Below are 12944 nucleotides of genomic sequence, written 5' to 3'. Positions count from 1 at the left end.
GGCACACTGTGCGGCGCAACGCCGCGCACGCCGACCTGCGCACGGCCTGCCAGTTCCCAACCGCCCCCGGCCATCCATCACCATGACCTCCACTGGATTCATCTCCCGCCTCCATGCCCGCCCTGGCTTTGGCATTGCCTTTCGCTGGCTGTCCACCGCGGCGCTCTGCAGCGCCGCCACCCTGGCCCAGGCCGCAGGCTTTGCCTTCATCGAGGTGCCCGCCGACCAGGACGGGCCCGCGCTGCGCGGCGCCGTGTGGTCGCCGTGCAGCACACCGCCGGGCCGCATCGACCTGGCGCCGCTGGTGCTGCAAGGCACGCGGGACTGCCCTGTCACCGGCCCAGGTCTGCCGCTGGTGGTGGTGTCGCACGGCGCGGGCGGATCGGCCCTGGGGCACCACGACACGGCGGCAGCGCTGGCCGATGCGGGCTATGTGGTGGCCGCCATCCACCACCCGGGCGACAACTTTCAGGACATGAGCCGCCAGGGCCACCTGTCGGCCTTTGCCACGCGGCCCGTGGACATGAAGCGTCTGACGGATTACATGCTGGGCGCATGGCCGCAGCGCGCGCAGCTGGACGCGGGCAAGGTCGGCTTCTTCGGTTTTTCACGCGGGGGCTACACGGGGCTGGTGGCCACTGGCGCGGTGCCGGCCTGGACGCTGCGGCCAGACCTGTGCCCACCGCTGTCCAACCGGCCTCTGTGCGGCGAGATCCGGCGCAACGAGATACCGGCCACACCCGCGCCGGATGCGCGCATCAAGGCGGCGGTCATCGTCGACCCCTTGAGCGTGTTCGACGCCAAGGGCCTCCGGCAGGTCGGCGTGCCGGTGCAGTTGTGGGCGTCGGCGCTGGGTGGCGACGGCGTCACGTTGAACAGCGTGGAAACCGTGCGCCAGGGCCTGCCCCGCGCGCCCGACTGGCATCTGGCCGCCAACGCGGGGCACTATGCCTTTCTGGCGCCCTGCTCGCCGGCGTTGGCCGAGGTGGCGCCGGACATTTGCCGCGATGCGCCGGGGTTCGACCGGGTGGCGTTTCACCAGGTGTTCAATGCGCAGGTGGTGCAGTTCTTTCAGCGGCACATTCCGGCGTCTGCAACGGCAGGCATCGCGGCGGGCAAGGCGCCCTGAGCGGTTTTCGTCAGCGGCGGCAAGTCTGCCCCGCTGACAACATGGTGCCGCTCAGCGCGCATCGCAGCCGTTCACATGCACGGCGCTGTCAGGGTCGACCTTCTGGCAGGCTTTGACCTGGTTGGATTTGACCCGGCCATCCACCCAGATCGTGATGTGGGGCTCGGAGGCCTGATGACACCCCTTCTTTATCTGGACCTGCCCACACGCGCGCAGAACCTGGGCGGCCTTGGATTCGTCGGCACCTCGGTTTTTGACGTTTTCCAGAAATGTCTGGACCTGAGTTTGCGTGTAGGGCTTTGCGGTGGCGGGATTGTTCACGTCGTTGTTGATTTCTTCATTCCAGTCAGGCTGGAACACATACGTGGGCCTGGCCAAGGCCGTCCCGCACAGCAGCACAGCAAGCGCTGCAGTCATGATTTTTTTCATTTTCCGCTCTCCTGAATGCCTACTCTTTGACGATTTTCGGCGCCCTCGGCTTCACCACTTGTTGAGGAAGCGAGCCCATCGTGGCGCCGACCGGACGGCTTGGCGATTACAGGAAATTACAGCGGCGTTCTGCTAAAGCGCCCCGCGCAGCGTCAGGCCTGCTTGGCGGACAACTGGGGCCGCCGGATCGTCCACAACGCCCCCGCCATCAGCCCCACACCCGCCAGTTGCACGGCGCTGAGCGTGCGCCCATACACCGCCCAGTCCACCAGCACCGCGGTGAGCGGGTACACAAACTGCAGCACGGCGATGCGCCCCAGCGCCAGGCGGGCCATGCCGGCGAACAGCACCACATACGCCAGCCCCGTATGCACCACGCCCAGGCCCAGCAGCCAGGCCCATGCAGCGCCCTGCTGCGGCCAGCCCAGCACGAACGGCGCCCACACCAGCGCCACGGCGCCCACCAGGCACTGCCACAGCGCCATCGCAAAGGGGCTGATGGCCTTTTGCGTGTTGGCCAGCAGCGTGACGCCCGCGTAGCACAGCGAGCCGCCCAGGCACATCAGCACGCCGGCCATGTAGCTGCCGCTGCCACCGCTGCTGCTGGCGGCCGCAGCCGCTGCGGTGCCGTCCAGCAGGCCGGTGGTCAGCACCAGGCCGCTCAATGCGGCCAGGGTCGCCAGCCACTGCGTGGGCGAGACGGCCTCGCGCAGGAACAGGGCCCCGAACACGATGACCCAGATGGGCTGGATGTGAAAGATCACCGTCGCCACGGCGATGGACGTGCGCGGGATGGCCGCGAAGAACAGCGCCCAGTTGAACACCATGAGCACGCCGGTGGCGCACGCCACCCAGCGGGCGCGGCCGCTGAGCAGCAGCTCGCGCCCCCGGCCCGTGGCCAGGCACCAGGCCAGCAGCGCCAGCGCACCGAATGCGCAGCGGAACCACACCGTCACCAGCGGGTGCTGGCCCGCCTCTTCCACAAACACGCCGATGGTGCCCAGCAGCACGCCCCCGGCGATGAGCAGCCACTGGCCGTCGCGCTCGCGCTGGACAGGTGGTTGCGATGGCTCTGCGGGGGATAGGGACGCTGCGATGCCGGCTTTGAGATTCATGGGGCTGATGCTCGGGGTTTAGCGTTGTGGTGTAAAACGGATAATTCGAACGACTAACATTCGATAAACGAATGCCTTTAAAGATGGCGTTTGACAGAGCCCGGCATCCAACGTCTCCACACGCACCCATACCCATCCACACTCACGCACCCGCACTCACGTTCACACCGACCGTTCAGGCTGAGCCTGTCGAAGCCCGCCCCAATCCCTGTGCGACGGACCAGAGAATCTGCGCAGGCGCCAGCCACACGGCAAGACGCCAGATCACACCACTGCACACACCCACCGAGGCCCTGTCACCACCATGAACCACCCGGACTTTCAGATCGACTGGCTGCGCGCCTTTGTGGCCGTGGTGGACGCAGGCTCGCTCTCGGGCGCGGCGCCGCTGGTGCACCGCTCCCAATCCGCAGTCAGCATGCAGATCAAGAAGCTGGAGGCCGCGCTGGGCCGCCCGGTGCTGCTGCGCGGGCCGCGCCACCTGGAGGTGACGCCGGCCGGGGCCGAGCTGCTGTCGTACGCGCGCCGCGTGCTGGACCTGCAGGCCGAGGCGCACACGGCGCTGTTCGGCCCGCAGCTGGCCGGGCGCGTGCGGCTGGGTGTGCCGGACGACTATGCCAGCGCCTACCTCACGCCGGTGCTGCGCAGCTTTGCGCACCGCTACCACGGGGTGGAGATCGAGCTGACGTGCGAGCAGTCCACGTCACTGATCCCGCGCCTGGGGCGGGGCGAACTGGACCTGGCGCTGGTCTCGCGCGACAAGCCGCAGCGCGGGCACTTTTTGTTTGATGAGCCGCTGGTATGGGTGGGCTCGCCGCAGCACGAGGTGTGGCGGCGCGACCCGCTGCCGATTGCGGTGTACGAGTCGGCCAGCCTGGCCCGCATCGCCACGATGAAGGCGCTGGCGGCGCGGCGGCGTGCGCACCGCATCGTGTACCACAGCTCCAGCCTGGCGGGGCAGCTGGCCGCGGTGGAAAGCGGCCTGGCCGTGGCGGTGCTGACGCGCTGCAGCGTGCCCGCGCATCTGCAGATACTGCAGGACCTGCCGGCAGAGTTTGACCTGCCGCTGCTCGATTCGATGGAGGTGGCGGTGCTGCGCAGCAAGGTGTCGCTGCGCTCGCCAGCGGTGGATGCGATGTACGAGCAGATGCTGCGCACGCTGGGGAGTTGATGGTGCGTGGCGACACGGCCTGCGTGCCGGCCGGCACTGCGGACCACGACAGCAACCCTGCCGCCGCAAGGCACTTGCGCGACCGTGGCTGCGGCGCAATCCAGTTCTAATGTTTGGCACCGGGGCGCGCAATTGAACCAACGGCGCGCCCTTCTTCCTACCGAAAGCCAAGCATGACCACCACCACCGACATTCCCACCACCGCACTGCAACTGCGCTCGCTCGTCCAGCCCGACGGCACCTTGCAGATCAGCCTGGAGCCCACGCCCGTGCCCACGCCGGGGCCCGACGAGGTGCTGATCCAGGTGCAGGCCACGCCCATCAACCCGTCGGACATCGGCCTGCTGCTGGGCCCCGCCGATTTGTCCACGGTGCAGGTCACCGGCACGGCCGAGCGCCCGGTGGCCACGGCCCGCATCCCCGAGCGCGCCATGCCCGGCATGGCCGCACGTTTGGGCCAGAGCATGCCCGTGGGCAACGAGGGCGCGGGCCTGGTGGTGGCTGCGGGCGCGTCGCCCGCCGCGCAGGCGCTGCTGGGCCGCACGGTGGCGGTCATTGGCGGCGCCATGTACGCGCAGTACCGCGCCATGCCGGCGGCGCAGTGCCTGCCGCTGCCCGCAGGCACCACGGCGGCCGAGGGCGCATCGTGCTTCGTCAACCCGCTGACCGCGCTGAGCATGGTGGAGGCCATGAAGCGCGAGGGCCACACCGCGCTGGTGCACACCGCCGCGGCCAGCAACCTGGGCCAGATGCTGAACAAGATCTGCCAGAAGGACGGCATCGGCCTGGTCAACATCGTGCGCAAGCCCGAGCAGGCAGCGCTGCTGCGCGGCATCGGCGCGCAGTATGTGTGCGACACCAGCGCGCCCACTTTCGTGGCCGACCTGACCGAGGCGCTGGTGGCCACGGGCGCGACCATCGCGTTCGACGCCACCGGCGGCGGCACGCTGGCCGGGCAGATCCTGCAGTGCATGGAAGCGGCCATCAACCGCAAGGCGCAGGAGTACAGCCGGTATGGATCGGCGGTGCACAAGCAGGTGTACTTGTACGGCCACCTGGACACGCGGCCGACCGAGATCCACCGCACGTTCGGCATGGCCTGGGGCATTGGCGGCTGGCTGCTGTTTCCGTTCCTGGCCAAGATCGGTGATGCCGCGGCCCAGGCGCTGCGCGCGCGCGTGGCGGCGGAGTTGAAGACCACGTTTGCCAGCCACTACGCGCGCACGGTGTCGCTGGCCGGGGCTGTGAGCGCCGATGCGATCGCGTTTTATGGTGCGCGGAATACGGGTGCGAAGGTGTTGATCGATCCGTCGATGGAGTGAGCGGGGGTCGGTGCAGGTCACAGTCTGTCGGAGCGTTGTGCGGCGCTTCGACGAGCCTGTCCTGAGTCTGTCGAAGGGCTCAGCGTGAACGGATATTGGGGATTCCATTTCACTCACCCCCACACCGTTCGGGCTGAGCTCTCAAACACCGTTCGGGCTGAGCCTGTCGAAGCCTTGCGCGGCGCTTCGACAAGCCTGTCCTGAGCCTGCCGAAGGGCTCAGCGTGAACGGGTAGTTGTGGCTGCATCTTCACTCGCCCCACACCGTTCGGGCTGAGCCCCTCAAAAACCGTTCGGGCTGAGCCTGTCGAAGCCTTTCACCGCTCTTCGGCGAGCTGCGCGTGAACGGTGATTGTTTTTTCGTTGACTGCGAGTGGCTGTCCGTTAGGCCGCTGCCCGCACCAGCGCCACCAACTGCTCGCGCGGCCCCAGCAGCGCATCGCCCCCCAACAGCCGCAGCGCGCCGCCCTGCCCTGTCACCACCAGTTGCGGCACACCCCGTGCACCCACGGCGCGCAGCGTGGACTGTGCGTGGGCCACACGTTCAGCCAGCAGCGTGCGCAGCGCTGCATCGGGCGCCAGCGTGAGCGCTGCGGCGTCGACCAGGCCCAGGGTGTTGAGCACACCGGCCAGCACGGCAGGCTCTGCAGTGTCGCGCCCATCCACATAGCGGGCATGCTGCAGCGCATGCAGGGCATCCAACTCACGCTCGGGCGCAGTGTGGGCCACCGCAGTCAGCGCCAGCGTGGCAGGGCCTGAGTCGAAGCGGCCAGACGGCGCACCCAGAATCTGGTCGCGGTAGACCTGCGTGAAGGGCTGGCCCGTGAGCTGCTGGATGCGCTGGTCGTTACTCCACGCATAGGCGGCAAATTCCGCATCCATGGGCCGCGCGCCTGCGCCTGCGAACAGGCCCGTGGGCGCCAGCGAGACATGGATGCCTTCCACGCCCTGCAGGTGTTTTAGCGCGGGGGCGGCGGCGTAGCACCAGCCGCACAGGGGGTCGAACAGATAGGTGAGGGAGATGGAGGACATGGTGGGTCAGGGGCTTTCAGGATCAGGGGATGCTGAGGGGGATGCGGCAGGGGGTGCTGATGCAGCAAGTGCGGCTTCGAAAAGTGCGAGCTCTTCTACCAGCGTGCCCCGGCTGCGGAAGTGGCGGCCGGCGCGGTCGTACCAGTTTTCGGCGTCCTCGAGGTCGCCTTCCTGCACATGCAAGATGCCGTGCAGCCAGGCCGCGAGCATGGAGCCGTCGTGCTGCACCAGGTCGTGCGCCGCGTTCCAGCGACCGGCGTGCAGGTGCTGCAGGACTTGCTGGAGTGGGTGCGTGGACATGGGGGGCTCCTTGTGAAAAACGGATGGCGGGCGGTGGCGCTGCAGAACGAAGTCTTATAGCTATCTATGGGACTAACTTTCTATCTGCGTTCGATCATCTTCCACCCGTTCACGCTGAGCCCTTCGACAGGCTCAGGGCAGGCTTGTCGAAGCGCCGCGCGGGGCTTCGACAAGCTCAGCCCGAACGGTTGTTGGAGGCTAAACGGTTGTGAGAGCCCGAGCGGTTGTGGGAGCCTGAACGGCGGCACCAGCCCGAACGGCAGCGATGGATGAACCGCAGGTTCGCCGCCGGCCTTTCCAGAATTCAGCGATTTACCACTTCATCTCGCCCTTGTTGACCTTGGCGCCGATGTCCAGCGACAGGCCCATGGGCGCTGCGGGGTAGGCCTTCTTCATCGCGTCGATGAGTTCGGCGCTGGTCTTGGTGGCGGCGGCATTCTTCTCGAACGCTTGCAGGTAGCCCTTGGTGTAGGTGATGTTGGCAGCATCGAGCGTGCCGCCGGCAGGCATGTGGCCGGGCACGACGACGGCGGGCTGCAGTGCGGCCATCTCGTCGAGCTGGGCCACCCAGGCGCTGCGCTCGGCCACGGTTTGCGTGTCGGCCGTCCACACATGGGTGTTGGTGCCCGACACCGCGATGTTGCCCACGATGGCCTTGATGGACGGGATCCACGCATACGGGCGGTGCGCCAACATGCCGGTGGTGCCGCGGATCTCGACCACCTGGCCGTCCACGCTCAGCGTGTTGCCGCTGATGGCCTTGGGCAGCACAGGCGTGCGCGGTGCGTTGGCACCCATCTTGGGGCCCCAGAACGAGAGCTTGGTCGCCAGCTTGGCGTTGATCTTCTCCAGCACGGCGGGGGTGGTCACCACGTCGGCCTTGGGGAAGATTTCCTTGAGCGTTTCCACGCCGAAGTAGTAGTCGGGGTCGGCCTGGCTCACGTAGATGGTTTTGAGCTCCTTGCCGGTGTCGAGCACGTTGGCGGCAATGCGCAGTGCGTCGGCACGGGTGAAGCCGGCGTCGATGACCATGGCTTCCTTGTCGCCGTAGACCACGGTGGAGTTGACGTTGAAGCTGTTGCCGTCGGCGTTGTAGACCTTGACTTGCAGCGGCTGGGCAGCCTGGGCACCGGTGAAGGCGACGGCGAGGGTGGCGGCGATGAGGGTGGTGCGGAACATGGTGGTTTTTCCAGAAAGTTGAAGGGGTTGTCAGGGCTTGGCGTCGATGTCGAAGCGAAGTTTATTTGCGCCAATCGATCCAATAAACCCCATAAAATGCGCATATTTGTTGCACCAATAGAGCAAATATGGACCGCCTGACGGCCATGCGGGTGTTTGTGGAAGTGGCCACCAGCGGCAGCTTCAGCGCCACGGCCGAGCGGCTGGAGATGTCGCGCGCCATGGTCACGCGCTATGTGGGCGAGATGGAGCAATGGCTGCAGGCGCGGCTGTTGCAGCGCACCACCCGCAGCGTGACGCTGACGGATGCCGGCGAGCACTGCCTGCGCCGCTGCCAGCAGATGCTGGCGCTGTCGCAAGACCTGGAGGAAGAAACCGCCAGCACCACCGAGGGCGAGCTGCGCGGCCAGTTGCGGCTGACCTGCAGCGTGTCGTTCGCGTTCGCGCAGATGGGCGCGGCGATTGCGGACTTTCTGGCGCAACACCCGCAGCTCAAGATCGACCTGGACGCGAGCGAGGGGTCGCTGAACCTGGTGGAGCGCCGCATCGACCTGGCCATCCGCATCAGCGCCGAGCCCGACCCGCTGCTCATCGGCCGGCCGCTGGCGCGGTGTGACTCGGTGCTGGTGGCATCACCCGCCTACCTGACCACGCACGGCACGCCCCAGGTGCCGGCCGATCTGGCGCAGCACCGCTGCCTGAGCTATGCCAACTTTGGCAAAAGCGTATGGACGCTGACCCGGGACGCAGAGACCGAGCGCGTGGGCGTGTCGGGCCACTTCAGCGCCAACGAGGCCACCACGCTGATGCGCGCGGCGCTGGCGGGGGGCGGCATTGCGATGCAGCCGACGTACCTGGTCAACCCGTTGCTGCGCAGTGGCGAGCTGCAGGCCGTGCTGCCCGCGTGGGATTTGCCAGTGATGACGATCTACGCGCTGTACCCGTCACGCCGGCATTTGTCGCCGGCAGTGCGGGCGCTGCTGGATTTTTTGGTGCAGCGGTTTGAAGGGGTGCCTTGGTAGTTGGCGCGGGTAGGCGTGGCAGATGAGTGAAACGCTATCTTTTCGATAGCTGGTAGCGCTTTCTGATCCAGCGGTAGAGGCTGTTTTTTGCTTGATGTTGGAAAGGCGATCAACAGCACCCCGGCGCCCTGGCCCCTCGCCCCTTGCGGGAGAGGGGTTGGGGAGAGGGAGCTGTGGGCAAGGATGCATGAATGCTTGATCCACCACCCCCTCTCCCCCGCCCTCTCCCGCGAGGGGAGAGGGTGTGAATGCAGGAGCGTCGGCGAAGGGGACTGCGCCCCGCCCTGCATGTGGCGCCGTCTGCTTAAGCCCCTAACGCCATGCGCCCCTGCGGACCTTAGCCCCTCGCCCCTCGCGGGAGAGGGGTTGGGGAGAGGGGGGCCACCGCCAAGAAGCACAACGGCACCAAAACCTCAGCCCCACCCCAAATACCCAGTCACCTCACGGCAACACCGCCGCCACCTTGGCCCGCGCAATCTGCAGGTCCGCGTCGCGCTGCAGCAGCAGGCGCTGCGCCACCAGTGCGTTGGCGGCCTCGGTCACGGCCGCCACGTAGCCGTCTTGCGTGCCGTACAGCTCTTCCAGCGACGGCCGCGCATCGCCCGCCGCCAGCCGCGCGGCGCGCGTCTTGTGGAAGGGGATGAAGCTGCCGGTGAGGTTGGCCAGGTCGGTGATGCCGGGCGTGGCGACGTAGTTGAACTCGATGCTGGTGCCCAGAGGCGCGCGCGCTTCCACGCTGCGGATGCCGGCGCGGGTGAGGCCGGTGGACGCATCGACCTGCGGCACCATGATCGCGTAGTCGCGGCCCAGGTTGCGCGGGGGCAGGATGGTGGCGATGCCCGATTCGTCCTGCGGGATGTACTGCGGGCCAAAGTCGAACAGCGGGAAGTTGTTGTACAGGCCCCGGTAGCTGAACTCAGGAATGGCCGTCTGCACGCCGCCCACCGCCCAGGTCAGCCCCTTCATGGCCGGAAAGGCCAGCGCCTCGGGCCGCACCAGCGTGCCATTGTCGATGCGTGGCACCTGGCTGGCGGGCGGCTGCGTGCCGCGCACCACCCAGTCTTCCAGGTTCAGGAACAGCGCGCGGAAGGTGTCGTTGAAGTGCACCACCGTGCCCGTGGGGTAGGTAGCGCGCGTGGGCGCGTACGCGATGCTGGCCGTGCCCCCTGCCCCGCCGTGCTGGGTGCTGGCGTAGTAATAAATGCGCGCGTTGTCGGGCTGGGCCAGGTCCTTGGTGCCGCGGGCATCGGTCAGCACGGGCGAGCCCTGCAGTTGCCAGAACTCGGTGCCCGACAGGCCCAGAAAGAACTTGGGGCAGGTGCTGGTGGCGGCGCAGCGTTTCATCACGCCGCCCTGGCGGCCGCTGATGTCGTCGTTGTAGTCCTTGTCCAGCCCGCGCGGCGCCGTCTGGCCGAAGGCCGTGTGGTCGGTGCGCAGGCCCCCGCCGCCGCCGGGCACGGCAAAGCGGGTGTTGATGTGGGTCTGGCGCGCGGCCACGTGGGCGAAGATGCCGTCGAACACCTTGCCGCCGTCGAGCGCCTGGTTGAAGCCCAGGTGCAGGAACGTCTTCATCGCGTTGCCCGACTGCGAGGTGCCCTGCCCCAGCGTGTACTGGATGCGGCCCGCCAGCGGGTTGGGCGTGCCCGACGAGTCGGCCGCCTTGCCGCGAAAGAAGCTCACCGTGTCGCGCAGCGCGGCCAGGCCCACGCCCATGACCTTGGGGTCCTTGGCGACGTAGACCAGCTCGTACAGGTAGGCCGGGTCGAACCCGCCTTTGAGGCACACGCTGGTGGGGCTGGCGGTGCCGGGGAAGGCATTGGTGCCCGCATCGCAGGTGGCGAACTTCCAGTCGGCTGCGGGCACCGGCACGCGTGCATCCGTCTCGTTGGCGCGGCGGGTGAGCGAGTAGCCGGGCTGGGTGTTGTCCAGGCTGGCGGGCTCGTACGGGATCATGGTGCCGTTGAAGACGCCGCCGGGCAGCGTCATTGATGCGCTGGCCACAGTGGGCACCAGCTCGGCACGGTAAGGGCCGGTGATGCTGCTGCCGTCCTTGTTCTTCGCCACGGGCACGGTCACCGTGAGGCGCGCCGGGGTGGTCTTGGGCACGTCGCCCTGCCAGGCGGAGTACAGCATCACGTAGCCACGCTCCAGGTACACCGCATCGCTGGGCGTGGCCGTGGGGTTGAGCATTGTGAGGATGTTGCCGCGGTTGGGTGCGTCGTAGCGCAGCACGCCGCTGGCCTTGGCCATGTTCTTGGGCTTGAGCATGACGAAGTCGGCCTGGTACTCGACCGTGCCGTTGGCGTTGGTGGGCGCAAGCGCCAGGTCCTGGATGGTGGCGTTCTTGGGGTCCTTGGGGTCGACCTCGCCGCTGATGGTGCCTGTGAGGCGCTCGTACTCGCCCACGTCGCCATAGCTGCCGGGGAAGGCCTCGGTGGCAGTGATCTGGAGCTTCAGGGCCGGGCCTTTGGGGACGTCGTCCCCATTGCTGCTGCCGCTGCCGCCACAAGCGGCCAGGGCTGCTGCGGCGGCGGCCGTGAGGGCGAGTTTTCCGAGTGCGTGAAGGGGTTGCATGGTGTCTCCTGGGATGGATAGTGGGTGGTGGCCGCTCTAGCGGCTCTGAGAGAAAAACGGCAGCGTCTGGTGCGCTGCGCGCGGCAAGGCTCCGCCCGCGCCTGCCGGGGACGGCAGGCGCGGGCGGAACGGAAAACAGGGTTGGAAAAAGCCGCGGCCCGGCGCGGGGGCTGCGGCTTGTGGGCTGGCTTGGCTGGCCTGCTGGCTTACTCGGCCTCGATCCCGGCGGCCTTGATCACCTTGCCCCACTTCTGGGTTTCAGCGGCCTGGAACTTGGCGAGTTCATCGGGCGTGGTCGTCCATGCCTCGGAGCCCGCGTTGTCGTAGAAGCTCTTGGCCGCAGCGCTCTTGGTGGCCGCCGTGAGCAGCTCGTTCAGGCGCGCCACCACCGGTGCGGGGGTGCCGGCCGGCACGTAGGCCGCAAACCAGTAGCCCATGTCGTAGCCCTTCACGCCGGCTTCGTCGAGCGTGGGCACGTCGGGCAGCTGGGCGCTGCGCTTTTGGGTGGAGTAGCCCAGCGCACGCAGCTTGCCCGCCTTGACCTGGGGCACGCCGGTGGAGGTGTCGGTGATCATCAGGTCGATCTGCCCGCCCAGCAGGTCGGTGATGGCCAGCGGGTTGCTCTTGTAGGGCACGTGAAGGATGTCCACGCTGGCCAGTTGCTTGAGCATCTCGCCGGCCATGCGGCTCGACGAGCTGCCGCTGCCGAAGCTGAGCTTGCCGGGGTTCTTCTTGGCAAAGGCCAGCAGCTCGCCCACGTTCTTGTACGGCGCGGTGGCGTTGACCACCAGCACCTGCCCGCCCTTGCCCAGGCCGGTCACCGGCACAAAGTCCTTCACCGGGTCGTACGAGAGCTTCTTGTACAGATGCTCGTTGGCCGCGTGCGTGGTGTTGGTGGTGATGAGCACGCTGTAGCCGTCGGCTGCGGACTTGGCCACGGCCGACGCCGCGATCATGCCGCTGGCACCGGCCTTGTTGTCGATGACCACCGCCTGCTTGGTGTCGTTGGTGATGGACTGCCCCAGCGCGCGCGCCAGTTGGTCGGTGGCGCTGCCGGCCGCGAACGGCACGACGAAGGTGATGGGCTTGGCGGGGTAGGCCTGCGCATGGGCAGCCCCGCCCTGCAGCGCGCCCAGCGCCAGCACGGCGGCGGCCATCGCGTGGCGTCGGCCCTGGTTCAACAGCGAAGTGGATCGGTTCATGGTTGTCTCCTTGTGTATAGATATGGAAAAGCGGAAAGGGAATCGGGAACCCGTCAAACAAGCGACGGCTACGGCGGCGGCCCGCCCAGGTGCGGTGCCAGCGCGGCAGGCACGGTGACGGGCATGTCCAGCAGCAGGTAGCTCAGCGCCTTGCCGTGGCTGTCGAGGTTGAGCGAATCGTTCACGCCGCCGTCCAGCACATCGTCCAGCACGATGTTCATGGCCTGCAGCTGCGGCAGCAGGTAGCGCGTGACTTGGCGTGGCTGGCGCAGCGCGAACTGGCGGGCCACGGCGGCTTCGGTGACCTGCTCGACCAGCACATCCCACAGCGCGGGGTGCCACGCGATGACGCTGATGTTGGAGCGGTTGCCTTTGTCGCCGGTGCGGCTGTGGGCCAGGCGATAAAGCGGAACAGTGATGGTTGCCGTGGTGGCGGGCTGGGTTGCGGCCGGGGTTGCAGAAGTCATGGT

At 67.6% G+C, this 12944-nt stretch carries 12 protein-coding genes; 4 read left to right on the top strand and 8 right to left on the bottom strand.

What is annotated here, in order from left to right:
- Positions 1–82: 82 nt before the first annotated feature.
- Positions 83–1129, top strand: a complete 1047-nt coding sequence (locus ACIGHN_RS23830; protein ID WP_396506540.1) for an alpha/beta hydrolase family protein — start codon at positions 83–85, stop codon at positions 1127–1129.
- Between the two features lie 51 nt (positions 1130–1180).
- Here ACIGHN_RS23830 and ACIGHN_RS23825 read toward each other — a convergent pair whose 3' ends face one another.
- Positions 1181–1558, bottom strand: a complete 378-nt coding sequence (locus tag ACIGHN_RS23825) for a hypothetical protein (RefSeq protein ID WP_396506538.1) — start codon at positions 1556–1558, stop codon at positions 1181–1183.
- Between the two features lie 152 nt (positions 1559–1710).
- The gene (locus tag ACIGHN_RS23820) at positions 1711–2673 is read right to left on the bottom strand and encodes a DMT family transporter (RefSeq protein WP_396506536.1); all 963 of its coding nucleotides are present in this window, start codon (positions 2671–2673) and stop codon (positions 1711–1713) included.
- Between the two features lie 304 nt (positions 2674–2977).
- Here ACIGHN_RS23820 and ACIGHN_RS23815 point away from each other — a divergent pair, with 304 nt between their 5' ends.
- Positions 2978–3844, top strand: coding sequence for a LysR family transcriptional regulator (locus ACIGHN_RS23815; RefSeq protein WP_056172084.1), 867 nt, complete (start codon positions 2978–2980; stop codon positions 3842–3844).
- 173 nt (positions 3845–4017) lie between these two features.
- Complete coding sequence (locus ACIGHN_RS23810) at positions 4018–5166, top strand: zinc-binding dehydrogenase (RefSeq protein ID WP_396506534.1); 1149 nt, start codon at positions 4018–4020, stop codon at positions 5164–5166.
- A gap of 383 nt (positions 5167–5549) precedes the next feature.
- Here the strand turns inward: ACIGHN_RS23810 and ACIGHN_RS23805 are convergent, their stop codons facing one another.
- The 3 genes from ACIGHN_RS23805 to ACIGHN_RS23795 form a co-directional block, all read right to left on the bottom strand.
- The gene (locus ACIGHN_RS23805) at positions 5550–6197 is read right to left on the bottom strand and encodes a DsbA family protein (RefSeq protein ID WP_396506533.1); all 648 of its coding nucleotides are present in this window, start codon (positions 6195–6197) and stop codon (positions 5550–5552) included.
- A 6-nt stretch (positions 6198–6203) separates the two neighbouring features.
- Positions 6204–6497, bottom strand: a complete 294-nt coding sequence (locus tag ACIGHN_RS23800) for a hypothetical protein (RefSeq protein WP_396506531.1) — start codon at positions 6495–6497, stop codon at positions 6204–6206.
- A gap of 312 nt (positions 6498–6809) precedes the next feature.
- Positions 6810–7676, bottom strand: coding sequence for an MBL fold metallo-hydrolase (locus ACIGHN_RS23795; RefSeq protein WP_396506530.1), 867 nt, complete (start codon positions 7674–7676; stop codon positions 6810–6812).
- Between the two features lie 128 nt (positions 7677–7804).
- Here ACIGHN_RS23795 and ACIGHN_RS23790 point away from each other — a divergent pair, with 128 nt between their 5' ends.
- Positions 7805–8698: a LysR family transcriptional regulator gene (locus ACIGHN_RS23790; RefSeq protein WP_396506528.1), complete on the top strand. Its 894-nt coding sequence runs from the start codon at positions 7805–7807 to the stop codon at positions 8696–8698.
- Between the two features lie 441 nt (positions 8699–9139).
- On the opposite strand, the gene ACIGHN_RS23785 is transcribed toward ACIGHN_RS23790, so the two are convergent.
- The 3 genes from ACIGHN_RS23785 to ACIGHN_RS23775 all read right to left on the bottom strand — a co-directional run bounded on the left by ACIGHN_RS23785 (position 9140) and on the right by ACIGHN_RS23775 (position 12941).
- Positions 9140–11272: an alpha/beta hydrolase domain-containing protein gene (locus ACIGHN_RS23785; protein WP_396506527.1), complete on the bottom strand. Its 2133-nt coding sequence runs from the start codon at positions 11270–11272 to the stop codon at positions 9140–9142.
- Between the two features lie 206 nt (positions 11273–11478).
- On the bottom strand, positions 11479–12474 hold the full coding sequence (locus tag ACIGHN_RS23780) for a Bug family tripartite tricarboxylate transporter substrate binding protein (protein ID WP_396506526.1): 996 nt from the start codon (positions 12472–12474) through the stop codon (positions 11479–11481).
- A gap of 68 nt (positions 12475–12542) precedes the next feature.
- Positions 12543–12941: a hypothetical protein gene (locus tag ACIGHN_RS23775; RefSeq protein ID WP_396506525.1), complete on the bottom strand. Its 399-nt coding sequence runs from the start codon at positions 12939–12941 to the stop codon at positions 12543–12545.
- Positions 12942–12944 lie beyond the last annotated feature (3 nt).

It is taken from the genome of Acidovorax sp. NPDC077693, from assembly GCF_044542805.1.
Taxonomy (GTDB): domain Bacteria; phylum Pseudomonadota; class Gammaproteobacteria; order Burkholderiales; family Burkholderiaceae_C; genus Acidovorax.
Note: the sequence above shows the minus strand (reverse complement) of the source record. Positions and strands in the feature narration are given on the sequence as shown.

What these genes read in the sequence shown, in the direction of transcription:
- ACIGHN_RS23830 (WP_396506540.1), top strand. Translation starts at nt 83, where the DNA reads ATGACCTCCACTGGATTCATCTCCCGCCTCCATGCCCGCCCTGGCTTT.
- ACIGHN_RS23825 (WP_396506538.1), bottom strand. Translation starts at nt 1,558, where the DNA reads ATGAAAAAAATCATGACTGCAGCGCTTGCTGTGCTGCTGTGCGGGACG.
- ACIGHN_RS23820 (WP_396506536.1), bottom strand. Translation starts at nt 2,673, where the DNA reads ATGAATCTCAAAGCCGGCATCGCAGCGTCCCTATCCCCCGCAGAGCCA.
- ACIGHN_RS23815 (WP_056172084.1), top strand. Translation starts at nt 2,978, where the DNA reads ATGAACCACCCGGACTTTCAGATCGACTGGCTGCGCGCCTTTGTGGCC.
- ACIGHN_RS23810 (WP_396506534.1), top strand. Translation starts at nt 4,018, where the DNA reads ATGACCACCACCACCGACATTCCCACCACCGCACTGCAACTGCGCTCG.
- ACIGHN_RS23805 (WP_396506533.1), bottom strand. Translation starts at nt 6,197, where the DNA reads ATGTCCTCCATCTCCCTCACCTATCTGTTCGACCCCCTGTGCGGCTGG.
- ACIGHN_RS23800 (WP_396506531.1), bottom strand. Translation starts at nt 6,497, where the DNA reads ATGTCCACGCACCCACTCCAGCAAGTCCTGCAGCACCTGCACGCCGGT.
- ACIGHN_RS23795 (WP_396506530.1), bottom strand. Translation starts at nt 7,676, where the DNA reads ATGTTCCGCACCACCCTCATCGCCGCCACCCTCGCCGTCGCCTTCACC.
- ACIGHN_RS23790 (WP_396506528.1), top strand. Translation starts at nt 7,805, where the DNA reads ATGGACCGCCTGACGGCCATGCGGGTGTTTGTGGAAGTGGCCACCAGC.
- ACIGHN_RS23785 (WP_396506527.1), bottom strand. Translation starts at nt 11,272, where the DNA reads ATGCAACCCCTTCACGCACTCGGAAAACTCGCCCTCACGGCCGCCGCC.
- ACIGHN_RS23780 (WP_396506526.1), bottom strand. Translation starts at nt 12,474, where the DNA reads ATGAACCGATCCACTTCGCTGTTGAACCAGGGCCGACGCCACGCGATG.
- ACIGHN_RS23775 (WP_396506525.1), bottom strand. Translation starts at nt 12,941, where the DNA reads ATGACTTCTGCAACCCCGGCCGCAACCCAGCCCGCCACCACGGCAACC.